Raw genomic sequence first — 25,741 nt, forward strand, 5'->3', positions numbered from 1 at the left:
GAGGTGCCTTTTTTTTGTAGGGCAGTATCCCCTTCAGGGTTACGCGTAAGTGCAGCCCTATTCGATTTTAAAGACCGACCATCGTGACCTATATCACAGCACTAAACTATATATGGATGTAAATTGATAAAATAAAACTATATATAGTGTGTTAACGATATGAAGAAGAGGAGTTGTTCCTATTCATGAAGGTCATGAAGAGAGACGGATGCCTGGTAAAATTTGAGACGATCCGAATCGTGGAGGCGGTGGATAAAGCTTTTATGGCGGTAGAGGGTGTTTCCCGCAAGGATGCTTCCTTGCGGATTGGAGATGAGGTTGCCCATGCCACTGCGGGGATGGACCAGGTTAGCGTGGAGGAGATTCAAGATTTCGTTGTGGAGCATTTGCAAAGCACGGGTTATCCCGAAGTAGCAGCTGCCTATCAACATTACAGGGAGGCCCGCGATCTGGAGCGGATGCGGCGGGGAGAGCTTTATAAGATCAGCAGGGATGTGATCGGGGTAACCGATTTGGACCTGCTGCGGGAGAACGCGAATCTGAACGGGGAATCCTTCAGCGGAAAAATGAGCCGGATCGGCTCCGAATACGCCAAATGGATGGCAAGCAAATTCATCCTGCCGACAGAGCTCACGAGAGCGGTGAGGGATGGGTATGTATACGTTCATGACCTGGACCAGTATGCGCTGGGAACGACGAACTGCATCTTCATCCCGTTCGGCCGGTTGCTGGCCAAGGGCTTCAATACCGGTAACGGATCGGTCAGGCCGCCGCAGAGCATCATGACCGCCATGGCGCTGGTAGCCATCATCTTTCAATCCCAGCAGAACAGCCAATTCGGCGGCGTGTCCGGCAGCAAAATCGATTGGGATCTCGCGCCGTATGTCGGCAAATCGTTTCGTCGGCATTTTCGCAAAGGGCTGGCCTACTTCGGAGAAGCGGGGCTGGGAGCGGATCGGCCGTATGAACGAGCTCTTGAGGATCACGAAATATACATAGACAATGAGCAGCTGAAGGACACATATCCGCGAATATACCATTATGCCTATCATGAAACGGTGAATGAAACAAAGCAGGCCGCGGAATCCTTGATCCATAATTTGAATACGATGAGCAGCCGGGCCGGCGGACAAATTCCTTTCACTTCGTTGAATTACGGCATGTGCACGTCAACCGAAGGAAGGCTGGTGTCCCACGCCCTGCTGGATGCCACGATGAAGGGGCTCGGCGGGGGAGAGACGCCGATATTTCCGCAGCATATTTTCCAGTGCAAGCAGGGGGTCAACCAGGCGGAAGGCGAGCCGAATTACGACCTGTTCCTGAAAGCCGTCGAGTGCTCCAGCCGCAGGCTCTATCCGAATTTCGTCAACGTGGACGCGTCGTTTAATCTCGTCTATTATAACCCGGGCGACCCGGACACGATTATTGCCACCATGGGCTGCAGGACCCGCACGATTTCGGATCGCTTTGGGCGAAACCGCCTAAGCGGCAAGGGCAACCTGTCCTTTAATACGATCAATTTGGTCCGGCTCGGGATTGAACATGGCATCGTTCAAGGAAAGCGGGAAGTGCCGGACCTGAACCGTTTCTATCAACAGCTGGATCATTATATGAGAATTGCGGTGGAGGGCTTGATTCACCGTTACGAGCTGCAGGCCGACCAACCGGCCAAAGCGTCCGATTTCATGATGCGGGAGGGCGTGTGGGAAGGCGGCGAGGCGCTGGCGCCGGAGGATAAGGTGCGCGAGCTGATCAAGCACGGCACCCTGGCGCTTGGATTTATCGGGCTGGCCGAATGCCTGAAGGCGTTGACCGGACGGCATCACGGCGAGGATGAGGACAGCCGAGGGCTGGGGATCGAGATCATCCGGCATATGCGCCGGTTTTGCGATGCAGCCGGTGAAAGGTATAACCTGAACATCACGCTGTTTGCCACGCCGGCAGAAGGGTTATCCGGGAAATTCACGAAGCTCGACCGGCAGACCTTCGGGGTGATCGAGGGTGTGACTGACCGCGAATATTACACGAATTCTTTTCATATACCCGTGTACTATCCGATGGCCGCCTACCGCAAAATCCGTTCCGAAGCTCCTTTCCATGAGCTGTGCAACGCCGGAGCGATTTCGTATGTGGAGCTGGACGGCAACGCAAGGCAGAATACGGCTGCTTTCCGGGACATCGTGCAGTTTGCCCTGCAGCAGAACATCGGATATTTCTCCGTTAACCATCCCGTCGACCGGTGCCCGGCATGCAACTACGAAGGCATTATCGGAAGTGCGTGCCCTGGATGCGGCGCTTTGGAGACGGATGGAAACTTCCAGCGGCTGCGGAGGGTAACGGGATATTTAACGGGCAATTATACGGAGCGCTTCAATTCGGCCAAGCAGGCCGAGGTTCGGGATCGGGTGAAGCATTTGTGAATGTGTGCGGATACATCCCCGAGAGCATCAATGAAGGCCCCGGACTTCGTGCGGTTCTATTCGTGAGCGGCTGCCGCCATGCCTGCGCCGGATGTTTTAATACGGATTCCTGGGACTTTGAAACGGGGGAGCCCTTTACCGAAGAAATGTCAGCGGCGATACTGCAGGATATCCTGGACAATCCTTTGCTGGATGGCGTGACCTTATGCGGTGGAGATCCCTTCTTCTCCCCGGAAGAATGTGCGGCATTCGTACGCAGGTTCAGGACCCTCTGTCCCGCAAAAAACGTATGGGCCTACACGGGGTTCACCTTCGAAGCGCTGCTGAGGCAGCCGAAGCTGCGCGAATTGGCCCTGCTGTGCGACGTCATCGTTGACGGCAAATTCGAGTTGGAGCGCAGGGATGTCTCGCTTCCTTTCCGGGGCAGCTCGAATCAGCGTTTCATCGATGTAGCCGCCAGCATGGAGCAGGGAATTGCCGTGGAGTATATTCTTCGCTAGCACGCAAAAAAAGAGCACACGCTTTACGGAATATTCCGTATCAAGTGTGTGCTCTTCGCGTATCATTCAGCGGATTAATAAGGAACTTTATCCGCCGTTTCGATCGTTCCCCCGCCAAGGCATTCGTCCCCTTGATAGAAGACGACGGCTTGTCCCGGCGTGATCGCTTTTTGCGGCTTCGCAAACGCGACATGAACGGTTCCGTCTTCGCGCGGAGTTATGGTTACTTCCTGGTCCGGCTGACGGTAGCGGAATTTGGCGGTGCAGGTGTAGGCGTCTTTGGGCATAGCGTCTTGTCCTGCAATCCAATTTATTCCGGAGGCAACGAGTCCGGTCGAATACAAGCTCGGATGATCGCCTTGAACTACGTACAAAATATTGTTGGTCAAATCTTTGTCGGCTACGAACCAAGGCTCCCCGGAGCCGGATCCGCCGATCCCGAGGCCTTGGCGTTGCCCCAGCGTGTAGTACATCAAGCCGTCATGGCGGCCCTTTACTTCACCGGTGACAATGTCCACCATATCGCCGGATTGGGCGGGAAGGTATTGTCCAAGGAACTCCTTGAAATTCCGCTCGCCGATGAAGCAAACGCCGGTGCTGTCTTTTTTCTTGGCAGTATACAGCCCGGCCTCCTCAGCAAGTCGGCGGACTTCCGGTTTCGGCAGATGCCCGATCGGGAACATCGCCTTGGCAAGCTGCTCTTGGCTCAGCGCATTGAGGAAGTAGGTTTGGTCTTTGTTGCTGTCCACACCCCGCAGCAGCCGGTACTGTCCGTCCTCCTCGATGACGCGGGCGTAATGGCCGGTAGCGACGTAGTCGGCTCCCAGGTCCATGGCCTTGTTCAGAAATTCGCCGAATTTGATCTCGCGGTTGCACATGACATCGGGGTTCGGCGTTCTCCCGGCTTTATATTCATCGAGGAAATAGGAAAATACTTTATCGAAGTATTCCTTCTCGAAATTGACGGTATAGTAGGGAATGTCGAGCTGCTCGCACACGCGGCGCACGTCTTCAGCGTCCGCTTCGGCTGTGCAGTAGCCAAGCTCATCGGTATCATCCCAGTTTTTCATAAAGATGCCGATCACTTCATAGCCCTGCTGTTTGAGCAGGAGCGCTGTTACGGAGGAGTCGACTCCTCCCGACATGCCGACAACGATACGAGTGTTATGTTTTTCTTTTGACATCGTTATCACCATTTTCATATTGAATTGTGCCCATGGAGGTATTTTAACATATTGGAACAAGGTTCACACGTTTCATTTTGTCCACTCAGGGTGAACATTTTTCGAGTTTCCAGCTGGAATATTACCCATTGGGGTCCAGGATATGTTACGATAAGCTGAGGGTAATGATCGGAATACGGAGAAAAATACAGGATAAGCTGCTTTACTCATGGATTACGACGTATTTATCGCTCGCCCGCCACCTACAACTCATGTACAGGATGGACATAATATACAAATTACCGAAAGAGGTGTCACCTTTGAAGATATCAACAAAAGGAAGATACGGATTAACGATTATGATGGAGCTGGCCGCCAAGTTCGGCGAAGGGCCGACTTCGCTGAAGAGCATAGCCGAGAAGAACCAGCTGTCGGAACATTATCTTGAGCAGCTGATCGCGCCGCTGCGGAATGCGGGCTTGGTTAAGAGCATCCGCGGTGCATACGGCGGATATATCCTTTCCCGGGACCCGGCATCCATCACGGCAGGGGACGTCATCCGCGTTCTGGAAGGGCCGATATCCCCCGTCGATTTTACGGAAGAGGACGATCCGGCGAAGCGTGACCTCTGGCTCCGGATCCGCGACAGCATCGCTGAAGTGCTGGATTCCACGACGCTGGACTATCTGATCAATTACCATGAACAGTCTGCTGCAGACAACTATATGTTTTACATTTAAGGGTGACGACGGAGATGAAATCAGTATACTTGGATCATGCCGCATCAACCCCGGTTCATCCGGAGGTCGCGGAGCGGATGATGAATGTCATGACGAGCCAATACGGCAATGCTTCGAGCGTCCATGCTTTTGGACGGGAAGCGAAGAAGATCGTGAACGGGGCGCGTGATCGAATAGCGTCTTTGTTGGGATGCCATTCGGACGAGCTGGTGTTTACCGCAGGCGGGACCGAGAGCGATAACCTGGCTGTCCTGGGACTGCTGGAGTCCTTGGGCGTGGAAGGCAGACATGTGATTACGTCAGCGGTGGAGCACCATGCGGTGCTCCACACTTGCCATGAGCTGGAACGGCGGGGCTGCCAGGTTACCTATGTCCCGGTGGACCCTACAGGGCGTGTTTCTGTAGAGGACATTGCGGGCGCGATTCAGGACAACACGGCGCTGGTGACCATCATGTACGGCAACAATGAAGTAGGCACCGTTCAGCCGATCGCCGAAATCGGCGAGTTATGCCGGAGCCGCGGAATCGTATTCCATACCGATGCCGTTCAGGCATTGGGCTCGGAGGTGATCAACTGCCGCGAGCTGCCGGTGGATATGTGGAGCTTCTCCGCCCACAAAATCAACGGGCCGCAGGGCGTAGGCGCTTTGGTCGTCCGCAGGGGACTCAGCGTATCTCCCCGTCTGTTCGGAGGGCTGCAGGAGAAGAAGCGCCGGGCCGGGACAGAGAATATGGCCGGAATCGCCGGTTTTGCGGCGGCAGTGGAATGGACCGTGCAGAATATGGAGACGCGAATCCAGCATTATCGCGAACTGAGATCGACCCTCCTTGACGGGCTTCGTCAGGAGATTGGAGAGAATTCTATTGTGATCAATGGAAACCCGGAACATCACCTACCTCACATCCTGAATATCAGCTTTCCCGGTGCCAATACGGAGACGATGCTGATGAACCTCGATATGGAAGGAATTGCGGCGGCAAGCGGCTCGGCTTGTACGTCGGGATCCCTGGAAATATCCCATGTACTCCGAGCAATGAAACTTTCTGACCCTGTTTTGCGCTCCGCGATTCGTTTTAGTTTCGGTTTGGGTAATACTACTCAAGAAATGGAGTACACTGCCCAAAAAATTGGAACCATCCTGAATCGGTTACGTAAATAGATGTTAAGGGATTTCTCCTTCTACGGAATAGGGGGTATGCGTTCGTCCATTTCATCCTTGGAAATTGCCCGTCGGTCAGCGTTTTTTGGGAACCGCGGTTAATTTCAAACCATGAAGGATGAGGAGGTGTCCACGGTTATGAAACTTCAAGAAATGATCGGACTGGCTGTATTCGACGTGGAGAACGGTAAGGAAATCGGCAAAATCCACGATTTTATACTAGATGAGAACTGGTTGATTACCGGATTGGAGCTTGAAGGCAAGGCTTTGTTTTCCTCTCATGTGAAAAGCGTCTCATGGGAAGATATCGTAGCCTACGGGGAAGATGCCGTCATGATCCGGAGCCAAGAGGCTGTCCGCAAATTGGGCGCCAACGATATACCGCTTACGTACCTTTTGGGCAAGCGCAAATTGAAAGAGATGCAGGTCCTGACAGAGGATGGTGTCCTGCTCGGTCGTATATCGGATGTTTATTTTGAGCAGGAACAGGGCAATACAATACTAGGGTTGGAAATATCCGATGGATTTGTCTCGGATTTGATCGAAGGTCGCAAATGGCTGCCTTGCACAGCGGAAATGGCTATCGGCGAGAGTGCCGTCATGGTACCCCCGATGAGCGAACAGCGTCTGGAAAAAGCCATTAATTCTGTGAACGGATAGGGTGAGGTAGGATGAAATGTCCAAACTGTAGTTCCAAAGATATCGGAAAAATCGGCTCCCACCAGTTTTATTGCTGGGGTTGCTTTATCGAATTGACGGTTAACGGAGAGAAAATGTCCGTATACCAGGTAGAAGAGGACGGCACGCTCAGCTCGCTGGATGATTTGTTCTTCGGCGATGACATGCAGCCGGATTTTCCTCAGATGCACGCGTCTTCCTGAAGAACGCGTACATAGCGTAAGATCAACGACTCCTTGCTTAAGGCCCGTGCGGCTGAGTAGCAGGAGTCTTTTTCATTTTGGCCGGCGGAAATGTTAGTTTATTTCTGGAAGCTTGTACATATACTACAGGGTAGCTTTCGAAAAAAGGAGGGTGCCTGTGTGGAACAGCTGACCGAGAACAAATGGTTTCGGTTGTTGGTTTGGTTGATGCTTGGACTCATCTCCCTTTATTTTGTCTGGCTGCTGCGCCCGCTGTTTCTGGATGTCTATCGCTTTCTTAAGGCCGTCCTGGCGCCATTTTTGGTTGCCATGATCATATCGTATGTGTTGAATCCGATTGTATGCACGCTCTCTGACCGCAAAGTTCCGCGAAGCATTGCGGTGCTGCTCATTTATGCCGTCTTCCTGACTTCGCTGGCCGTCATTCTGATCAATATGATTCCAATGCTGATCCGGCAGCTGGAGGAGCTCAACGAGCACTTGCCTGAATTATCGATGAACGCCCAAAGCCTGATGACCAATCTGGACAGCAGGCTGCTGCCCCCGGGAGTAAGGACAGGCGTCAACAGCTGGTTCCTGCAGATGGAGTCGAGGCTGGCCGGTGGAATTTCGGATTTCATGGACAATATCGGCAACACCATCAACATCCTGTTTAATGTGTTAATTGTTCCGTTCCTGATCTTCTACATATTAAAAGATTTTGAGGTGTTCCAGCGAACCGCCGTATCCTATCTGCCGCGGAGCCGCCGGAAGTCGATCGTCACGCTGCTGAAAGAGATCGACACGGCCCTCGGGAATTATGTCCGCGGACAATTTCTGGTATGCTTGATCATCGGCGTTCTCGCTTACGTGGGGTACATGATCGTGGGCATGCCGTACGCGCTGCTGCTGGCCAGCATCGTGGCGGTGTTTAACATCATCCCGTATCTAGGCCCCTTTCTCGGGGCGGCTCCTGCGCTTGTGATGGCATCCACGATTTCCTGGAGGATGGTGCTGCTGGTGGCGGTGGTCAATATGGTCTGCCAGACGCTGGAGAGCAATGTCATTTCGCCGCAAGTGGTCGGCAAGAAGCTGCATATGCATCCGCTTCTGATCATATTTGCGCTCCTTGTCGGCGGACAGGTGGCAGGAACCGTGGGTCTGATTCTGGCCGTACCGGTCTTTGCCGTCATCAAAGTGCTGCTGCAGCATGTTTTCGCTTATTATGTCAGGAAGAAATCCGGTTGACCCCTTCGGCCGATAACCAGGCATGTTCATGCATTGACAGATGGATTCCCCCTATATATACTTGAAATGATAAACCTATAACCGTTAAAATCGATGACAAAATCGAGTAGGCTTTGTGCACCTTGCCCAGAGAACAGGTTCCTGCCCGGAGAATTTCCGGCTGGCTGCGAGAACCTGGAAGCGTCCCTAGCCGAATGCTAATTTTCGAGTGTGATTCAAATTCACCGGGCGGCTCCCGTTATCAGGCTGTTACGAGGCGATCGTCGTATTCGTTATCCAAGGAAGACATGCTGGAGGATGAATGGACGATAACCAGGGTGGTACCGCGAGAACATTCGTCCCTGAATTATATTCAGGGGCGTTTTTTGTGTTCGGATACAGATGATTGTATCCCTATATTATGACTGAAGGAAGTGTAGAGATGAAAGCTAGTGAGATCCGTTCCAAATGGCTAGAGTTTTTTGCAGAGAAAGGCCACAATATTGAGCCGAGTGCATCGCTTGTACCGCATAATGACCCGTCCCTGCTCTGGATTAATGCAGGCATGGCTCCGCTCAAGCCTTACTTCGACGGGCGCGTGAAGCCGGAAAATCCGAGAATTGCCAACTCGCAGAAATGCATTCGTACCAACGATATCGAGAATGTCGGCAAGACCCGCCGGCACCATACATTCTTCGAAATGCTGGGCAACTTCTCCATCGGCGACTATTTTAAAGAAGAAGTGATCACCTGGGCCTGGGAATTCCTGACGGACAAAAAGTGGATCGGCTTCGATCCGGAGAAGCTGTCCGTAACCGTGTATCCGGAGGACGAGGAGGCCTATAAACTGTGGAACGAGAAAATCGGTCTCCCGAAGGAGCGCATCATCAAGCTGCAGGATAACTTCTGGGATATCGGCGAAGGACCATGCGGACCTTGCACCGAGATTTTCTATGACCGCGGCGAAGGATACGACACGGAGGCACCCGAATCCGAAATGTTCCCCGGCGGCGAGAACGAACGCTGGCTTGAAGTATGGAACCTCGTGTTCTCCCAGTTCAACCACAACAAGGACGGCAGCTATACACCGCTTCCGAACAAGAACATCGATACGGGCGCAGGTCTGGAGCGATTTGCTTCCATTCTGCAAAACGTGGCTTCCAATTTCGATACCGACCTGTTCCAGCCGATCATTCAGAAGACGGCAGAACTTGCCGGCGTAAAATACAACGAGAAGACGGAATACGATATCGCTTTGAAAGTCATTGCAGACCACATCCGTACGGTTGCATTCGCGGTAGGCGATGGCGTGCTGCCTTCCAACGAAGGCCGCGGCTATGTCATCCGTCGTTTGCTCCGCCGCGCGGTTCGTTACGGAAAGGTGCTCGGACTGGACAAACCGTTCATGTATACTTTGACCGGAACCGTAGGCGATATTATGGGAGTATACTACCCAGAGGTCGTTGAGAAGCGCGCCTTTATCGAGAAGGTCATTGCGACGGAAGAAGAACAGTTCCATAAAACGCTCTCGGACGGCTTGAACATCCTGGCTGACGTCAGCGCCGAAGCGAAGAAGCAGGGCAAATCCGTCATCAGCGGCAGCGACGCGTTCAAATTGTACGATACGTACGGCTTCCCGTTTGATTTAACGGAGGATTATGCGTCCGAACACGGTTTGACCTTGGACCGCGAGGGCTTTGATGCCGCGATGAAGGAACAGCGTGACCGTGCGCGCGCAGCCCGTCATGAAACGGAAAGCATGAAGGTCCAAGGCGGCGTTCTTTCCGATTATACGGTTAAAAGTGAATTTGTTGGATATAATGACACCGTCAGCGAGGCGAAAGTGCTTGCCATTGTGTCCGGTGACAGCTTTGCGGACAGCGTCAGTGAAGGCGAGACCTGTCAGGTCATTCTGGACGTTACCCCGTTCTATGCGGAAAGCGGCGGCCAGGTCAGCGATCAGGGGATGCTGGAAGGCGGATCCGTGCGTGCCCGAGTGGAAGGCCTCTTCAAGGCTCCGCATGGACAGCATGTACATTTCGTAACCGTCGAGCTCGGCGAGCTCAAAGTGGGCGATACGGTCAAGGCGCAGGTCGACTCGGCTATGCGCAATGACATCGTCAAGAACCATACAGCGACTCACCTTTTGCATAAAGCGTTGAAGGAAGTGCTTGGCGATCATGTCAATCAGGCAGGTTCCCTTGTCGAACCGCAGCGTCTGCGCTTCGACTTCTCCCACTTCGGCAGCATTACGCAGGAGGAACTGGCCGATATTGAGCGCCGCGTGAATGAACAGGTATGGAAGAGCGTTCCGGTCGTTATCGAGCGCAAGGCCATTGATGAAGCGAAGGCGATGGGCGCCATGGCCTTGTTCGGCGAGAAATACGGCGATATCGTCCGTGTCGTTCAGGTCGGGGATTACAGCATCGAGCTGTGCGGCGGATGCCATGTGGACAACACGTCCCAGATCGGAATCTTCAAGCTGCTTGGCGAGAGCGGCATCGGCTCCGGCGTTCGCCGCATTGAAGCCGTAACGGGACGTTACGCTTATGAGCACCTGGAGGGCCAAATGGACCTGCTCAAGCAGGCTGCCGGCTTGCTGAAGAGCAATCTTGCGGACGTGCCGAAGCGGATCGAAGGCCTGAACCAACAGGTGAAGGATCTTGCCCGGGAGAACGAGTCCCTGCAAGGGAAGCTGGGAGCCATTGAAGCCAGCCAGCTGACCGACAAAGTGAAGCAGGTCGGCAACACGTCGCTGCTGGCAGCCGAAGTACAGGCCGGCAGCATGGACGGACTCCGCGGCATCGCTGACGAATTGAAGGGCAAGCTGCCCGAGACCATTCTTGTGCTCGGCTCCAAAGCAGGCGACAAGGTGAATTTCGTCGTAGCGGTTCCGCAGGAGCTGGTGAAGCAGGGCTATCATGCCGGCAAGCTGGTTAAGGAAGTCGCATCGGTATGCGGCGGGGGCGGCGGAGGCCGTCCGGATATGGCCCAAGCCGGGGGCAAAGATGCTTCCAAGCTTGCCCAGGCGCTGCAGCATGCGGAGGACCTCGTAGCCCGGGGCGTGTAAACATGATTTGTCCAGATTGTGTACGGCAGGCGACCGTAAGCGGGAAGCGGCATTTGCTGTACACAATCCCGAATTTTTTGGAACACTCTCTAAATATTTCGCTTTGGATTTCCGTAGAGACTTAGGATTATGTTATGATATAACTAGATCAAGCTGGTAAATATTTATTCGACGAAGCATGGTAAACATGTTCTTTGAAGAAGCGAGGTGTGTCACACATGGACTCCATGGATAAGACAGTCAAGTTCAATGTAAAAGGTGATGAAAAGGAGGCTTCCGCCCAGGACATTCTACTTTCGGTATACGATTCGCTGGTAGAGAAGGAGTACAATCCGATTAACCAAATCGTAGGGTATCTTTTGTCCGGGGATCCCGCTTATATACCTCGGCACAATAATGCCAGAAGTTTGATCCGGAAAAAAGAGCGAGATGAATTGATTGAAGAACTGGTCCGGTTCTACTTAGCCAGTCACCGTTAGGAGCACACAGGGATGAAGAAGATCATGGGATTAGATTACGGGGACCGCAGAATCGGTGTTGCCATCAGCGACGCGTTCGGATGGACGGCCCAAGGGGTTGAAGTTATCGAACGCCGCCGCGACGAAGGCGAGCTGGACAGAATTGCCGCACTCGTCAAAGACAACGAGGTCGGCGAGATTGTGGTCGGCCTGCCTAAGAATATGAACGGCACGATTGGTCCGCGGGGCGAAATCTGCATGGAATTCGCAAACACGTTGCGAGAGTCCCTATCCTTACCCGTTCACCTTTGGGATGAACGGCTATCAACAGTATCCGCTGAAAGGACATTGCTTGAAGCCGATGTCAGCCGAAAGAAGCGAAAACAGGTTGTAGATAAAATGGCGGCAAGCTTGATTTTGCAAAACTACTTGGATTCTAAAAGGTAAAGGTGAGGGTGATTACAATGGCTAATGAGCATATTGGTATGGAAGAAGAACCGGAAATTATTTATATTCCCGACGATGAAGGCAACGAGGAAGAGTTCGAAGTCATCATGAAATTCGAAGTGGATGGCTCGGATGCCAAATATATGATGGTCGTACCAAGGGAGTCTGCAGAAGAAGAGACCGACGAGGTTTACGCCTTCCGTTATGAGGAAGACGGAGAAGACCTGAAACTGTTTATGATCGAAGACGATGAAGAATGGGCCATTGTTGAAGAAACCTTCAATACGCTCGTGGAAGAGCTGGACGGGAGAGACGAATGATGTCTGATTTTTCGGTTGAGAATATCGTATGGACCCAAGCCCTTAAGGAAGCATTCGGTGAGAGTGTTGAGCTTGAGGACGATAAAGGCCATCTCGAGGTTTATGATATTGCCGCCGAATTTGAAGTGGATGGTCAAGGATATGCCATTCTGGTTCAGCCGGACCGCACCGATGAGGAGTACGAGGTTCTCCGGATCGTGAAGAATGCGGATGGCGGATTGGAGCTGGCCACCATTGATGACGACGAGGAATGGGAGAATGTGTCCGAGCTCTACGATGAGCTGACGTTTCCCGAGGGAGACGAGGACTAAGTTCCCTCCTGCAGGGCACATGCTTAATTTTCAAATGAAAGTTCAGGAAGGGGCGGAGCTGTCCGCCCCTTTTGGTGTGAAGGGATGAGTAGATTGAAGAAACTGGCAATAGCAGCATTGGTTCTGATCCTCATTGCAGGCGGGGCCGTATTCTACGTATGGAATGGTTTGCAACCCGTTCAGAGCTCGGAAACTCCCGTCGAATTCACCGTGGAGTCCGGCATGAGCACATCCTCTATCGCCGATCTGCTTGAGGAAAAGGGACTGATCAAAAATGCTCTCATACTTAAAGGTTATCTGAAGCTTAGCGGCGAAGGCAGCCGTCTCATGGCGGGCACCTATGAAGCAACGCCGGGCACTCCCTTCCAGGAGCTGTTATCCAAGATGAACAACGGCGAAGTGAAGCCTGAGGAAATGGTCCGTTTCACGATCCCCGAAGGATATACGATCCTTCAGATGGCGGAAACCATCGCTCGCGAGAGCGGCATTGACAAGAAGGAGTTCCTGGAGGTTGTGGATCAGCCATCCGGCTGGAATGTGCCCATAGCGGAAGAGATACCCGCAGAAGCAAATCTGAGGCATCATCTGGAGGGCTACTTATTCCCGGCGACCTATGAACTGCCGAAGAAGGATCTAACGGCAAAAGGGATCGCAGAGACCATGCTGAAGGAAACCGAGAAGCGTTTGGCTGAAATTCCGGATTGGGAGAGCCAGCTGGAGGCGCGAGGCGTGACGTTCCATGAGCTCATGACCATCGCTTCGCTGGTGGAGCGGGAAGTGGTTGCGGACCAGGAGCGCGCCCTGGTAGCCGGCGTGATTTATAACCGGCTGGACGAGGATATGAGGCTTGAAATCGATGCGACCGTTCAATATCTGTTAGATAAGCCGAAGGAGCGGCTGCTTTACGCCGACCTGGAGGTCGAGAGCCCGTATAACACTTATCGTCAAAAGGGACTTCCGCCGGGGCCTATCTCGAGCCCGAGCCTGGAATCCATTCAGGCAGCCCTGAACCCGGAGAAATCCGATTATTTGTTCTATGTGACGAAGAAGGACGGTACGCAGGAGCATCTCTTTGCCAAAACGTACAAAGAGCATTTAAAAAACATCGAAGCCAGCAAAAAGATGGCACAACAATAATATGACGTGTTCAGCAAGTCCGATTGCGGCAGGCGGGCGACGCCTCAATACTACGGCATGAAAGAGGCTTGTTGAACAACCTCTAATAGGGAGGAAATCATCATGAGTATCAAACCTGAATTATTGGCGGCAGCCGGCTCCGTGGCCGATGCTGCTGCTTACTTGGAAGCCGGAGCCGATGCGCTGCTTGTCGGCGAAGACCGCTTCGGCATGAGATTGCCCGGCAGTTTGACCCTGGACGAAATTGCGCAAGTCGTGCAGCTTGCTCACGAGCAAGGAAGCAAAGTGTACGTAAGCTTGAACAACTTAATGACCAATGATTTGCTTTCGGAGCTTCCCGCTTATGTTAAAGCGATCGGAGACATCGGAGTGGATGCGGTGGAATTCAACGATCCCTCGGTGCTAACCACCGTAAAAGACTTGGCTCCGCAGGTAAAGCTCCACTGGAATGCGGAAATGACCGCCACCAACTATTCAACGGCCAATTACTGGGGAAGCAAAGGCGCCTCCCGGGTTATTCTGGCGCGTGAATTGAATATGGACGAAGTCACGGACATGAAGCCGCAGCTTCAGCTGGAAGCGCAGGTCCAGGTCCACGGCATGACCAACATCTATCACTCCAAGCGGCGCCTGGTGAACAGTTACATGCAGCAGCAGGGCAGACCGGTCAATGACGGCAGCCTGGGCAAAGAGCGAGGCCTGTTTCTCATCGAGGCCGAACGCCAGGACGAGAAATATCCGATCTATGAGGATATCAATGGCACCCATATCATGAGTTCGGAGGATATCTGCATTCTGGAGGATCTGCATCTGCTGATGGCAGCAGGCGTGGACAGCTTTAAGGTGGAGACCCTGCTGAAGCCGCGCCATTACAATGAGGTTGTAATTCGAACGTATCGTAACGCGATCGATCTCTATGCTGCAGACGCTTCAGCTTATGCATTTCAGGAAGAGTGGATGGACGGAATCCGCGCGATTCAGGATCCGGAACGCGAATTGTCGTTTGGATTTTTCTACAAGGAACAAGTTTATTAAGGAGTGGACAGCATGGAAGCAATGGCACAGCCAAAATACAAAGGCAAACGCTATCGCCTGGACAAGCCGGAATTGCTCGCCCCGGCCGGTAATTTGGAAAAACTGAAATTTGCGGTGCATTATGGCGCCGATGCGGTATATATCGGAGGACAAAAATACGGCCTTCGTTCGAATGCGGACAACTTCAGCTTCGAAGAAATGAAAGAAGGCGTGGAATTCGCCAAGAAATACGGCGCGAAGGTGTTTGTGGCCACCAACATTTATGCGCATAACGAGGACATCGAAGGCATCGAATCCTACCTGCGAAGCCTGGAAGAAGCAGGCATTGCAGCGATCATCGCTGCCGATCCGGCGATTATCGAGGTTGCCAAGCGCGCTGCGCCTAAACTTGAAGTGCATCTGAGCACGCAGCAGTCCACGCTCAATTGGCAGGCCGTGAAATTCTGGAAGGACGAAGGATTGCCGCGGGTCGTACTGGGACGGGAGGCAAGCCTGGAGGAAATCGCAGCGATTAAAGAGCATGTTGACATTGAGATCGAAGCCTTTATCCATGGAGCAATGTGCTCCTCGTTCTCCGGCCGCTGCGTATTGTCCAACCATTTTACGGACCGTGATTCCAACCGGGGCGGATGCTGCCAATCCTGCCGTTGGAAATATGATTTGTTCGAGGATGGACGAGAAGAGCAGGGACATTGGGTGTCGGAAGAGCAGCAGCTGATGGAACAGCCTGCCCCTGCTCCATCCCCGTTCAAACCGGGCGTTACCCAGATCCCGCTGTTCCAGCCGGAAGATAATCAGTTTACGATGGGGTCGAAGGATCTCTGCATGTTGGAGCATATTCCGGATCTGATCGAGGTCGGAATCGACAGCTTCAAGATTGAGGGACGGATGAAATCGATCCATTACGTTGCGACCGTGGTCAATGTGTATAGACAGGCGATTGATTCTTACATGGCCGACCCTGACCATTATGTATTGAAGCCGGAATGGATCGAGGAAATTAATAAAGCGGCCAACCGACCGCTGAATACTGGATTTTTCTATGATACGCCGGACCATGAGGATCATATTTATGAACCGGAAGAGAAGGCGGTGCCTTATGATTTCGCGGGATTGGTGATGGAATATGACGAACACTCGGGAACGGCCGTCATCCAGCAGCGGAACCACTTTAAGCCGGGGGATCAAATCGAATTTTTCGGGCCGGAAGGGACCTTCTTTAAGCAGACGGTTGGGCCTATCCAGGATGAGAATGGAAGCGAACTGGATGCAGCTCGCCATCCCCTTCAGCTTATTCGCATGAAGGTGGATCAGCCGGTGCGTCATTTTGATATGATGCGAAAACGCAAAGGATAATAAAATATAGTTCTTAAGAACTACACAATTGAGAATCCGGGTCTGTGGATGGACCTTGGATTCTTTTTGTTTACAAAAAAATTAGGATTTAAGAATTATTTTTTTGCGAAAACCCAAAGGAAAACACCCCCAATTGTCGAAATAAAGAGTAACGAATACGTTTCAGGGGATTGGACCGACGTATTAATAATATGATTGTGGTAGGTGAACAGCTAATGTCAGAAGTTGAGCAGCATGATAAGAAACCGAAAAAGGACAAGAAGCCCGGGGGAAACAAAGAGAAAAAGAAAACGCCTTCGGCATCATCAGGGATACATACTGCCAAGTCGTTCGTTTCCAACATGGGAACGGCCATAAGCCGGATGCCGATGAACCCGGCAAAATCCGTCGGAATCCGGTTGTTCCTGATCTTTTTGTCAGCCATTGTATTTTTTGTGATCGTCCTGGGGTATCTGTCTTACAACAAGGCAAAGGACACGATTGAGAAGAATGCTGCGAACGGCAATCAGCAGACGATTATCCAAACCTCCGAGAAAATCGACATCATTCTGGATAAGTACGAGAATGCCGGCAGACAAATCTTCTATGACATTGAATTGCAGAAATTGTTGTCCGAGTACACGGATAAGAAGTTAAGCGAGTACGATGCGTTTACGGTAGAGCGGACCATCCGCGATAAACTATCCAATCAGATTACGTCGGACTCGGCCATCAGAGCCATTTATTTGATCCCTTCCAAGGGAGAGAAGATCATATCCGCAGGACAATCCTCGGAATCCTCCAAAACCGTCCTTGAGCAAAGCTGGTATGCCGAACTGAAGGAAGGCGACAAGAAGATTATGTGGCTGCCAACGATGCAGAACAGCGGTGCTCCGTATTTCACGATTGCCCGCTCCTTGGGTTCCATGAACGACCTGACGTCTACGTATGTCGTCATGTTTGAACTGAACGCCTCGGTGCTGGATGCCCAGCTGAAGGGAATTAACCTTGGCGAGAACGGTCAACTGCAATTGATCAGTCCGGAAGGCATCGTTGTTTCCTCCAGCGATTCCTCCATCGTGGGTTCGGAAACCGCTTGGACGTTTGCGAAAGAGTTTCCGGCCGACACCAAAACGGATGACGTAAGAACGAAGGATGAGGAAGGAAGAAATGTACTGGCGGTTTACAATACGCTGAGCACGAACGATTGGAAGCTCGTAGGCTCTGTCCAAACGAGCGAGCTCACGAAGGATGCCTCCAGCATACTGGTCATCACGCTGATCGTGGCTGCGATCGACGTTATTTTTGCCATTCTGATCGGTATTTGGATGGTAAGAATGATTGCCCGTCCGATAGGCAAGCTGAACCTGCTGATGAAGGAAGGCGCTAAAGGGAATTTGAATGTTCGTACAGACCATAAGAGCCAGGACGAAATCGGTCAGCTCTCGGCCAGCTTCAACGATATGATGGAGCAGATTACCGGACTCGTGCAGCAAACGAGCAATACCGCCCAGGAAGTGCTTCGAACGGCTGCAGAATTAAGCGATGCCTCAAAGAAGACTGCGATTTCGGCCAAAGAAATTGCCGTGGCTACCGAGGAAATTGCGAACGGAGCCAGCAGTCTGGCAGTTGAAGCAGAGCGCGGCAGCGATCTGACCAACAACATCTCGAAGCAGATGCAAATCGTTGTTACGGCTAACGAAGAGATGGGCAAATCGGCCCGTCACGTAGAAAGCTCCAGTGAGCTGGGAACGAAGCATTTGAGCGACTTGCTGGATAAGACCCATCAGACCGAGGATATGACCCGCTCGATGATGCATAAGGTTGATGGCTTGAAGGAAACGACATCTTCGGTTGCCAAAGTGCTTGATGTGCTTCAGAACATCACTAAGCAAACGAACATCCTCTCCTTGAATGCAACGATCGAAGCGGCCCGTGCCGGAGCAGCCGGTAAAGGCTTCATGGTCGTGGCCGATGAAATCCGCCAGTTGGCAGACCAATCCAGGCAATCCATCGATATGGTCAGCCAAATTACGGACCGCATCATGGCCGAGATGAACGAAACCGTGCAGGTACTGCTCGATGCGAACCCGCTCTTCAAGGGTCAGATGGATGCCGTTAAGGAAACGAACGATATCTTCGTATCCGTTCAACAGCAGATGGTAGAATTTATCGATCGCTTGGATTCCGTCACGCATTCGATTGATGAGTTGAATGAATCTCAAAATGTACTTTCGGAAGCGATGAGCAATGTGAGCGCGGTAGCCGAAGAGTCCTCCGCAACTTCGGAAGAGGTGGCTTCTCTCTCCACAGAGCAGCAAAGCGTCAGCAGTCAGCTGGTCAATCTGTCAACACAGCTTGAGAATGTATCGAATGAGCTGAAAGAGACCTTGTCTCGTTTTAGATTATAGAAAGTTGTTTCATAGGCTGTTCCATCCGTTAAGCGGGTAGGAGCAGCCTTTTTTCTGTTACGGATAAAAATGGATTTCAGAGGGTATCATAACGGAGAATATGGTTGAAGGAGTCGAGGTCACATGAAGACGAAGCAGCCTGGCCAAACGCCTGAATTCCTGTCAACGCACCTAAAGGAAAACCTGGAAACATTAAGTCTGTTGCTCAATGACCCCAGCGACCTCACCACCAAAGTGCTTCAGGTTGGGGGCGTTTCATATACCTCAGCCATTGTCAGCTTGGAAGGATTATCCGATCAGTTGTTGATTAAGGAGCAGATTATCCAGCCGATTCAGCATAACCCGGAGCAAAACGCGTCATCCATGAAGGATGTGCGGCATGTTCTCCATGAAATCGAGAATCGGATGATATCCCTGCAGATCACCAACCGAACGAGACGCTGGGATGAAGTCATTCCGGTCATTCTTTCGGGCGATACGATTCTTATGCTGGAGGGTACGGATGAGGTCCTGCTGATCAAAACCCGCAAATGGCCGGGACGGAGCATTGAGGAACCTCAAACCGAAGCGCTGGTGCGCGGCCCGAGAGTAGGATTTACGGAAAGCATCTACACCAACATCTCCCTGCTGCGAAGACATATTCGCGAGCCCAATCTGACGATCGACCCCCATACCATCGGCAGGCGATCGAACCAGTCGCTTGCGGTCGTCTATATTAAAGGATTGACGAATCCGGAGCTGATCAAGAAGTCAACCGCCGGCTGAAGTCGCTGGATCTCGACTATGCCCCTGAATCCGGAACGGTGGAGCAATGGATCGAGGACAGCTTTTTATCGCCGTTTCCCCAGATCCTCAATACCGAGCGACCGGATAAAGTCACTTCCGCCCTGCTGCAGGGAAAAGTAGCGATTTTGCTGGACGGTACCCCTTTTGTGCTTCTGCTTCCGTTTACTTTCATTTCCCTGTTACATTCCCCGGAGGATTATTACGAACGATGGAGCATTGGTTCGCTGATACGTTTGCTGCGTCTTGTGGCCATCGGAATTACCTTGTTTCTTCCCGCGCTGTATATTGCCATCCTGTCTTTCCATCCCGGCATGATCCCGTTTAAGCTCGTATTCTCGATTGCTGCTTCACGGGAAGGGGTGCCCTTTCCTGCAGTGATCGAAGCCTTACTGATGGAAGTTACACTGGAATTGCTGCGCGAAGCGGGAATTCGCCTGCCGAAACCGATAGGTCAAACGATCGGTATTGTGGGAGGACTTGTGATCGGGGAGGCTGCGGTTCAGGCGGGGATCGTGAGCCCGATTATGGTCATCATCGTGGCACTGACAGCAATATCCTCCTTTGCCATTCCGTCTTACAGCGCAGGCATTTCTTTTCGAATGCTGCGCTTTGCGATCATGATTGCTGCAAGCTTTTTGGGACTGTATGGGATCGTGCTGACCTTTATCATGATCTGTATCCACTTGATGAGGCTGCATAGTTTCGGAATCCCGTATCTGAGTCCCATTGCCCCCTCTGTTCAGCACGATTGGAAGGATATGTTTATCCGCGTGCCGGTGACTTGGCTTACGCTCAGACCTTTATTTATGAAGCCCCAGGATATCCATCGGGCAAAAAAGCGGTGATTCGTAATGAACCTTAACCAACGAAGCAGTCAAACAATCGGCAGAAAAGAGATTGTCTACTCTGTCAGCAATATGATGATTGGACTCGGAATCCTCACGCTCCCCCATACGATTGCGAAGAAGACCCAGTTCTCGGATGGCTGGATGCCGATCATTCTGGGCGGCATGATCGCATTTGTATTTGCTTGGGCCATCGGCGTATTGGCTTCGAGGTTTCCCGGTAAAAACTATCATGCAATGGCCTCGATGATTTTGAGCCGAAAAGCAGCCCATGTGTTGACGCTGTTAATGAGTCTCTACTTTTTGTTATTTGTCAGTTATCAAGTGCGCGGCGTTTCTACGATAACGAGGCTGTATTTATTCGATAACACGCCGGAGGAAATCATCGGACTGGTTTACTTGCTGGTATTAATCTATGCCGTTGCCGGTCCAAGCATCGCTTTGGTGCGCTTGAACCTGATTTTCTTTCCCATCGTTGTCACGATTTTGCTGCTGATCGTCCTCTTGAATCTTGGAAGCTTAAACATGCACTTTCTGCTGCCTGTGTTTAAAACCGATTGGAGAAGAATCGTTGCCTCTTCGAAGGATACGGTATTCTCCTACCTCGGACTGGAGATCATGCTGTTCTACAACATCTATGTCGCTAGGAAAAGCAAGCTTCCAGGCTCTATCTTACGCGGGCTGATGATACCGATCTGCATATACTTTGTTGTTTTTGTGTTTGTCATTGGTGTTTTTGGACCGATGGTGGTTTCCAATACGCTGTATCCGTTAGCCGAATTGGCCAAAGAGGTTGAAGTTCCGGGAGGAATATTCGAACGGTTTGAATTTTTCTTTTTGTCATCTGGTTGATGACGTTGTTCAGCACGAATGCGATGGCGTTTGACGTGGCTTTATTGGCGCTGGAATCCGTATTCCCTAAACATCGAAGATTTACGATGATCCTTGTTCTTGGACCGGTACTGTTCATCCTCGGTTTATTGCCGAGCTCGCTCCGAGAACTCAACGTATTTGCCGAATGGATCAGTTATATGGGGGTCGGATTCGCATGGGTGCTTCCGGCACTGCTGCTCTTGATCGCTAAAGTTCGGGGGGTGAAGGGGGATGGCTAGAAAACTCCGGATGTTCCTGGCGCTCATGCTGTTATGGCCGACAGCCGGCTGCTGGGACCGCATCGAAATCGAGGAGCGCGGATTTGTAGTCGGCACGGCTCTTGACGCGGCAGAGGAAGGACAAATTAAGCTTACGTTTCAAATTGTCGTGCCTACGCAGATGAAAGGCTCCAGCGGCCAAAAGAGTGAGGGAGGGAGCCCTTTTATCAATCTGTCCTCGACCGCGAGCAGCGTATTCAAAGCCGCGAGGAAGATGTCGAATGAGATCAGCCGCTCTCCTTACCTGGCTCATAATCAAGTGATCATTATCTCTGAAGCGCTGGCCGGAACGGAGCACATAGGCGATGTACTGGATTTGTTTGTCCGGGATCCGGAGAACCGGCGAGCTTCCAATATTATGGTCGCTGAGGGAGAGGCAAGCAAAATCCTGGAAATCCATTCAAAGATTGAAACCTTGCCCGTGCAGTACATTCGTTCGACGCAAGAAAATAAGGACAAAAGCGAATCCATCACGCCTCCAACGAATATGGGGGAACTGCATCATTTCCTGTTGTCCAAGTCGAGTTATGCGCTGCCCCGGGTATCGATCACGCAAGACGACAGAGTATCCACCAGCGGCGCGGCTGTGTTTAACGGCGAGAACTACAGGTTCATGGGATTCCTGGACAACGATGAAACCACGGGCCGGAACATGATGCAGGGAACGGTAAAAACCGCATCCCTGGAACTGGTCGTTCACGGCAAACAGCTCGTTTATGAAGTCAGGGAATTCAACCGGATCATTCGAGTCCATCTGGACGATCGCGGACTTCCCGAGTTTGACGTTGAAATTTCGGTCAGAGGCAATATTGGGGAAGCTGAGCTGGATGAGAGCGAAATCGTTCGCGAACTAAACGGGGAGATCAAACGCAAGGCGGAGGAACGGATCAAGGAAATCGCAATGGATGTCATTCAAAAAGCCCAGAACGATTATAAATCGGACTTTTTGGGCTTCTGGAAGAAATGCCAAGAGCAGGAGTACGAAACTTGGAACCGTTACAAGGACGACTGGGACCGAGGTCAAAACATTTTTTCGCAATGCAAGATCCATGTGCACGCAGACGCAAGAGTCCGAACCATTGGAACCATTACCGGGACGGAATAAGAAAGGAAGGCAGGTTGATGGAATTCATGGATCTTCGCTACGATATTTTGTTAAATCCGCTTGTCGTGATTGGTATACTGCTGCTCATCATCGTACCGTTGACCTTATTCCAAACGAACCGGTATCTGCACAAATACGGGGATCCGCCCTGGAAGCAGCCGGAGAAACCGGATGATGGTGCAGAGTGAAGCGAACATGATTGAGTCAGGTTCCATATGGAAATAATGAGGAAACAAAGACTCAATTGGAGGACGGAACCATGAGGCTAATCCGCAATAAACGAATTACATACGGATGGCTGATTTTGACGGTACTGATTGCTATTTTGACGATGCGCCTTGCCTGGGTGCAGCTCGTGATGAAGCATCAACGGGTCCCCGGAAGCCGGCATACAATGGTGGAGGCATCGCTTATCCAGCGGGAACGGGGCATCGTGCTGGATTCGGGCCGCGGACATTTTACGGATCGCAACGGAAAACCGCTCACAGGCAATTTGATCTGGACAGCCGTATTGTTTCCGGCCGGCGAGAAGGAACTGAGGAACGCCCATCATCAGGTTGCCAAGCTGGCCCGCATCCTGGGAACGGACACGAATCAGTTGCTGCAAATCTGGGGCAAGCTAAAGGAGCCGCAGCTGTGGCATGGAGCGGATTCCCGCATTCCGCGTTCCTTGTCCAAGGAGCAGATCGAGCAGATTCGCGAGCTTGAGCTCCCCAAACTCAAGGTTCTTCCTTATGAGCAGCGGTACGGTAACCGCCAATCGGGCATGCAGTGGCTTGGTTTTGTATCCGGCCAGCGTAAGGAAAGCCTGTTCTTTCAGGATTATCCGGAGATTTCGGGAACCAGCGGCCTGGAGAAGACGATGGATTCGCTGATCCGGGGTGAAGGACCTACGGTCGTCTATTTTCCGGTAAACAGCACGAATGAAGTGATTCAGGATATGAAGCCGATGGTGAAGGCGCCGGACAATCGGTACTATCCGTTACGGGTATCCACAACGATCGATATCGACATTCAGCGGGGGATCGAGGCCATCACGGAAAAAGCGGGCATGAAAGAAGGGGCGGTTGTCGTGCTGGATGCACGCAATGCCGATATCTTGGCGATGGTATCCAAACCGTTTTACAATCCGGAGCAGATACATCCGAAAGACGGTCAGTGGGAGAATCGCGGATTGAAAGCGGCCACGCCAGGCTCCGTGTTCAAGCTTGTCACGGCAGCGGCTATTTTGGAGAATGGTCTCAGCTCGCCAAACGAACATTTTCATTGCGATGGGGAATACGGCAAGTTCGGATTGTCCTGCTGGAAAAAGGGCGGGCATGGAACGATTGATCTGCGCGAGGGCTTTGCGGAATCCTGCAACGTCGTATTTGCCACGCTTGCGGAAAGATTAACCCCACAGCAAATAATCTCAGCGGCATCCGCGCTGGGCTTTGGTCAAAGCGTAGGCTGGCAATCACAGCAGTTTTTAGGGCTTCGCTCATTTGCACCGTTGGATCATGAAGAGAAGGGGACGGTCTTTTCCGGCTCCGCGGATGCCTCCGATGCAGGCGTAAGAGTGCAGACAGGCATAGGCCAAAGAGACGCTGCCGTATCTCCGCTCCAAGCCGCCAATGCGATGGTGACGCTGCTTCATGGCGGGGTGAAGACCAAGCCGCGTATTGTGAAGCAGATTCGGTACGCGAACGGCCAGTTGCTTCAGGATACGAATCCGCTGTACGAACGCCCGGCAGGAAACGGTATTTCCCGGGAAACCTCTTCGATCCTGCTCGAATGGATGGAGGATGTCGTTCAAGAGGGAACAGGAAGCGCTTTGAATCATCGCAAATGGACCCTTGCAGGCAAATCGGGAACCGCTCAGGTCAAAGTAAAGGGCCGCGCCCGAAACAACCAGTGGTTTGTCGGGTACGGCCCGGTAGAGAAGCCACTTTATGCGGTGGCAGTATTGGTGGAGAATCGGAGCACGAACAGCAGCAATCAGGCAACCGAAATATTCGGTCAGGTCTCCGATTTCTTGGCCTCGGTTGAAGCGGGCTCCGGCTCCGCGTAAGAGCGGGACATATCCCAAGGGGACACATCGAATTCTTCGCTCGGCAGATGGATCCACTGCTTCAGATATCCCTGCGCAAGCAATTCCTTGATGAGAATCAGCAGGATGGGAGCCAGAATCAAACCGGCAACCCCAAATATCGACAGGGAGATCATCATAAAGGACAGCATCAGAAAGGCGGAGGATACGCCGATCGAGTTTCCCGTAATTTTAGGCTCAAGCAGCTGTCTGGAAATGACCACAACGGCAAGCAGAACGATCAAGCCGATTGCAAGCCCGGTGTTGCCTACAATGAACAAATAGGTGATCCACGGAATAAGAATAACGGGAACCCCAAGCAGTGGCAATACATCGAATACGGCGCAGATAAGCGCGACGGACAGGGAATTGCCCGTACCTAATATCAAGAGTCCTATGTATACAATGACAAAGGTGATGCTGACCAGCTTCATCTGGGCTTTAATATAAGAGCCGATTGCCTTGAATACATTGTCCTTCAGGAAAACGAAAGCCGTCTTAAGCGTCTTCGGCGTCTTGTCCTTGGCGATTCTCCGCCAGCTGCCGATTTCCGTGCTCAGGAAGAAAGCGAGGATAATCGCAACCCCGAAATTCGCGATGAACGAGGAGAACGACCCCATGAATCCAACGATGTAACGGAAGAACGACTCGGCAGCGCCCTGGGCAAAGGTGGTAATGTCTTGGAAGTAACCGTTCAGGCGGTCCGTCAGATCCGGCGGCAGCGCGTCGAGCTTCGTCTGCAGGAACATCAGGGTTTCCGAGAAATGTTTCTGGATCGTTTGGGTGTAAGCCGGCAAATTGTCCTGCAGGTTCATGAATTGCGATACGATGAGCGCTCCGGCTCCAAACAGGATGCCAAGGATGACGAGCAGGAAGAGCAGAACGGATATCGCGGCGGCGAAGGGCTTCGGAAGCCCCCTGCGGTGCAGGAATTTGGAGAAAGGCTCAATTATCAGGAAAACGAGGAAAGATAAAAACACCGGAGCCGCAATCTGGTAAAGCTTGCTGAATATGAGCATGATCAAGTAAACCGTAAGCACGATTAAACCTATATCGAAGGCGGTTCTCCAATATTTTTTATACAAGGGAAGCATAGTGGGATATCGGCTCCTTTATACTTTATTGATAGATATCATTGTACACGATTTGCGAAAAAAAAGCCTATTTCTTTAAGTGCTATGATAAAATAATA

The 25,741-nt window shown here is 51.9% G+C and carries 23 protein-coding genes and 1 pseudogene; 22 read left to right on the plus strand and 2 right to left on the minus strand.

Annotation, left to right across the window (positions count from 1 at the left end; all coding sequences use genetic code 11):
* The first annotated feature begins 185 nt into the window (after positions 1–185).
* Together AC3RCL_RS07970 and nrdG are read left to right on the plus strand one after the other, a co-directional pair.
* Positions 186–2,420, plus strand: a complete 2,235-nt coding sequence (locus tag AC3RCL_RS07970) for an anaerobic ribonucleoside triphosphate reductase (protein WP_492535122.1) — start codon at positions 186–188, stop codon at positions 2,418–2,420.
* Positions 2,417–2,920, plus strand: coding sequence for an anaerobic ribonucleoside-triphosphate reductase activating protein (gene nrdG / locus AC3RCL_RS07975; protein WP_492535123.1), 504 nt, complete (start codon positions 2,417–2,419; stop codon positions 2,918–2,920). The genes AC3RCL_RS07970 and nrdG overlap by 4 nt, the downstream gene beginning before the upstream one ends.
* Before the next feature lie 74 nt (positions 2,921–2,994).
* Here nrdG and mnmA read toward each other — a convergent pair whose 3' ends face one another.
* Positions 2,995–4,104: a tRNA 2-thiouridine(34) synthase MnmA gene (gene mnmA / locus AC3RCL_RS07980; RefSeq protein ID WP_186326400.1), complete on the minus strand. Its 1,110-nt coding sequence runs from the start codon at positions 4,102–4,104 to the stop codon at positions 2,995–2,997.
* Between the two features lie 299 nt (positions 4,105–4,403).
* On the opposite strand from mnmA, the gene cymR reads away from it, so the two are divergent.
* From cymR to AC3RCL_RS08080, 20 genes and pseudogenes are all read left to right on the plus strand, one after another.
* On the plus strand, positions 4,404–4,823 hold the full coding sequence (cymR, locus tag AC3RCL_RS07985; protein WP_015734056.1) for a cysteine metabolism transcriptional regulator CymR: 420 nt from the start codon (positions 4,404–4,406) through the stop codon (positions 4,821–4,823).
* 14 nt (positions 4,824–4,837) lie between these two features.
* Positions 4,838–5,983: a cysteine desulfurase family protein gene (locus AC3RCL_RS07990; RefSeq protein WP_492535125.1), complete on the plus strand. Its 1,146-nt coding sequence runs from the start codon at positions 4,838–4,840 to the stop codon at positions 5,981–5,983.
* A gap of 138 nt (positions 5,984–6,121) precedes the next feature.
* The gene (locus AC3RCL_RS07995) at positions 6,122–6,643 is read left to right on the plus strand and encodes a PRC-barrel domain-containing protein (protein WP_009592754.1); all 522 of its coding nucleotides are present in this window, start codon (positions 6,122–6,124) and stop codon (positions 6,641–6,643) included.
* Positions 6,644–6,654: 11 nt separating this feature from the next.
* Positions 6,655–6,864, plus strand: coding sequence for a YrzR-like zinc ribbon domain (locus tag AC3RCL_RS08000; protein WP_015734058.1), 210 nt, complete (start codon positions 6,655–6,657; stop codon positions 6,862–6,864).
* A 159-nt stretch (positions 6,865–7,023) separates the two neighbouring features.
* Positions 7,024–8,091 carry an AI-2E family transporter gene (locus AC3RCL_RS08005; protein WP_009592785.1) on the plus strand — a complete coding sequence of 356 codons (1,068 nt, stop codon included), beginning with the start codon at positions 7,024–7,026 and terminating at the stop codon, positions 8,089–8,091.
* Between the two features lie 421 nt (positions 8,092–8,512).
* On the plus strand, positions 8,513–11,140 hold the full coding sequence (alaS, locus tag AC3RCL_RS08010) for an alanine--tRNA ligase (RefSeq protein WP_492535128.1): 2,628 nt from the start codon (positions 8,513–8,515) through the stop codon (positions 11,138–11,140).
* Between the two features lie 218 nt (positions 11,141–11,358).
* Entirely contained in the window at positions 11,359–11,619 is a 261-nt protein-coding gene (locus AC3RCL_RS08015; RefSeq protein ID WP_006208869.1) for an IreB family regulatory phosphoprotein, read from the plus strand.
* Positions 11,620–11,631: 12 nt separating this feature from the next.
* Positions 11,632–12,045 carry a Holliday junction resolvase RuvX gene (gene ruvX, locus AC3RCL_RS08020; protein WP_015734060.1) on the plus strand — a complete coding sequence of 138 codons (414 nt, stop codon included), beginning with the start codon at positions 11,632–11,634 and terminating at the stop codon, positions 12,043–12,045.
* 17 nt (positions 12,046–12,062) lie between these two features.
* Positions 12,063–12,365, plus strand: a complete 303-nt coding sequence (locus tag AC3RCL_RS08025) for a DUF1292 domain-containing protein (protein ID WP_015734061.1) — start codon at positions 12,063–12,065, stop codon at positions 12,363–12,365.
* On the plus strand, positions 12,365–12,676 hold the full coding sequence (locus AC3RCL_RS08030; RefSeq protein ID WP_175320776.1) for a DUF1292 domain-containing protein: 312 nt from the start codon (positions 12,365–12,367) through the stop codon (positions 12,674–12,676). The genes AC3RCL_RS08025 and AC3RCL_RS08030 overlap by 1 nt, the downstream gene beginning before the upstream one ends.
* A 93-nt stretch (positions 12,677–12,769) precedes the next feature.
* On the plus strand, positions 12,770–13,813 hold the full coding sequence (mltG, locus tag AC3RCL_RS08035; RefSeq protein WP_492536291.1) for an endolytic transglycosylase MltG: 1,044 nt from the start codon (positions 12,770–12,772) through the stop codon (positions 13,811–13,813).
* A gap of 102 nt (positions 13,814–13,915) precedes the next feature.
* A complete protein-coding gene (locus tag AC3RCL_RS08040; RefSeq protein ID WP_492535130.1) occupies positions 13,916–14,848 on the plus strand; it encodes a peptidase U32 family protein in 933 nt (310 codons plus the stop codon).
* 12 nt (positions 14,849–14,860) lie between these two features.
* A complete protein-coding gene (locus tag AC3RCL_RS08045) occupies positions 14,861–16,204 on the plus strand; it encodes a peptidase U32 family protein (protein ID WP_015734064.1) in 1,344 nt (447 codons plus the stop codon).
* Between the two features lie 215 nt (positions 16,205–16,419).
* Positions 16,420–18,594, plus strand: coding sequence for a methyl-accepting chemotaxis protein (locus AC3RCL_RS08050; protein WP_009592774.1), 2,175 nt, complete (start codon positions 16,420–16,422; stop codon positions 18,592–18,594).
* A 123-nt stretch (positions 18,595–18,717) separates the two neighbouring features.
* Positions 18,718–20,225 (plus strand): annotated as a pseudogene (locus AC3RCL_RS08055) (spore germination protein).
* A 6-nt stretch (positions 20,226–20,231) separates the two neighbouring features.
* Positions 20,232–21,077, plus strand: coding sequence for a GerAB/ArcD/ProY family transporter (locus AC3RCL_RS08060; RefSeq protein ID WP_492535131.1), 846 nt, complete (start codon positions 20,232–20,234; stop codon positions 21,075–21,077).
* A gap of 5 nt (positions 21,078–21,082) precedes the next feature.
* A complete protein-coding gene (locus AC3RCL_RS08065) occupies positions 21,083–21,337 on the plus strand; it encodes a hypothetical protein (protein ID WP_492535132.1) in 255 nt (84 codons plus the stop codon).
* A complete protein-coding gene (locus AC3RCL_RS08070) occupies positions 21,330–22,481 on the plus strand; it encodes a Ger(x)C family spore germination protein (protein WP_492535134.1) in 1,152 nt (383 codons plus the stop codon). Before AC3RCL_RS08065 ends, AC3RCL_RS08070 begins: the two co-directional genes overlap by 8 nt.
* Positions 22,482–22,498: 17 nt before the next feature.
* Positions 22,499–22,669, plus strand: a complete 171-nt coding sequence (locus AC3RCL_RS08075; protein WP_176502364.1) for a hypothetical protein — start codon at positions 22,499–22,501, stop codon at positions 22,667–22,669.
* Between the two features lie 71 nt (positions 22,670–22,740).
* Positions 22,741–24,531: a peptidoglycan D,D-transpeptidase FtsI family protein gene (locus AC3RCL_RS08080; protein WP_492535135.1), complete on the plus strand. Its 1,791-nt coding sequence runs from the start codon at positions 22,741–22,743 to the stop codon at positions 24,529–24,531.
* Here the strand turns inward: AC3RCL_RS08080 and AC3RCL_RS08085 are convergent.
* Positions 24,480–25,643, minus strand: a complete 1,164-nt coding sequence (locus AC3RCL_RS08085; protein WP_015734070.1) for an AI-2E family transporter — start codon at positions 25,641–25,643, stop codon at positions 24,480–24,482. The genes AC3RCL_RS08080 and AC3RCL_RS08085 overlap by 52 nt on opposite strands.
* Between the last annotated feature and the right edge of the window lie 98 nt (positions 25,644–25,741).

The organism is Paenibacillus sp. MT86, from assembly GCF_058792535.1.

What these genes read in the sequence shown, in the direction of transcription:
- AC3RCL_RS07970 (WP_492535122.1), top strand. Translation starts at nt 186, where the DNA reads ATGAAGGTCATGAAGAGAGACGGATGCCTGGTAAAATTTGAGACGATC.
- mnmA (WP_186326400.1), bottom strand. Translation starts at nt 4,104, where the DNA reads ATGTCAAAAGAAAAACATAACACTCGTATCGTTGTCGGCATGTCGGGA.
- AC3RCL_RS07990 (WP_492535125.1), top strand. Translation starts at nt 4,838, where the DNA reads ATGAAATCAGTATACTTGGATCATGCCGCATCAACCCCGGTTCATCCG.
- AC3RCL_RS07995 (WP_009592754.1), top strand. Translation starts at nt 6,122, where the DNA reads ATGAAACTTCAAGAAATGATCGGACTGGCTGTATTCGACGTGGAGAAC.
- AC3RCL_RS08000 (WP_015734058.1), top strand. Translation starts at nt 6,655, where the DNA reads ATGAAATGTCCAAACTGTAGTTCCAAAGATATCGGAAAAATCGGCTCC.
- alaS (WP_492535128.1), top strand. Translation starts at nt 8,513, where the DNA reads ATGAAAGCTAGTGAGATCCGTTCCAAATGGCTAGAGTTTTTTGCAGAG.
- AC3RCL_RS08015 (WP_006208869.1), top strand. Translation starts at nt 11,359, where the DNA reads ATGGACTCCATGGATAAGACAGTCAAGTTCAATGTAAAAGGTGATGAA.
- ruvX (WP_015734060.1), top strand. Translation starts at nt 11,632, where the DNA reads ATGAAGAAGATCATGGGATTAGATTACGGGGACCGCAGAATCGGTGTT.
- AC3RCL_RS08025 (WP_015734061.1), top strand. Translation starts at nt 12,063, where the DNA reads ATGGCTAATGAGCATATTGGTATGGAAGAAGAACCGGAAATTATTTAT.
- AC3RCL_RS08030 (WP_175320776.1), top strand. Translation starts at nt 12,365, where the DNA reads ATGTCTGATTTTTCGGTTGAGAATATCGTATGGACCCAAGCCCTTAAG.
- AC3RCL_RS08040 (WP_492535130.1), top strand. Translation starts at nt 13,916, where the DNA reads ATGAGTATCAAACCTGAATTATTGGCGGCAGCCGGCTCCGTGGCCGAT.
- AC3RCL_RS08045 (WP_015734064.1), top strand. Translation starts at nt 14,861, where the DNA reads ATGGAAGCAATGGCACAGCCAAAATACAAAGGCAAACGCTATCGCCTG.
- AC3RCL_RS08050 (WP_009592774.1), top strand. Translation starts at nt 16,420, where the DNA reads ATGTCAGAAGTTGAGCAGCATGATAAGAAACCGAAAAAGGACAAGAAG.
- AC3RCL_RS08060 (WP_492535131.1), top strand. Translation starts at nt 20,232, where the DNA reads ATGAACCTTAACCAACGAAGCAGTCAAACAATCGGCAGAAAAGAGATT.
- AC3RCL_RS08070 (WP_492535134.1), top strand. Translation starts at nt 21,330, where the DNA reads ATGGCTAGAAAACTCCGGATGTTCCTGGCGCTCATGCTGTTATGGCCG.
- AC3RCL_RS08075 (WP_176502364.1), top strand. Translation starts at nt 22,499, where the DNA reads ATGGAATTCATGGATCTTCGCTACGATATTTTGTTAAATCCGCTTGTC.
- AC3RCL_RS08080 (WP_492535135.1), top strand. Translation starts at nt 22,741, where the DNA reads ATGAGGCTAATCCGCAATAAACGAATTACATACGGATGGCTGATTTTG.
- AC3RCL_RS08085 (WP_015734070.1), bottom strand. Translation starts at nt 25,643, where the DNA reads ATGCTTCCCTTGTATAAAAAATATTGGAGAACCGCCTTCGATATAGGT.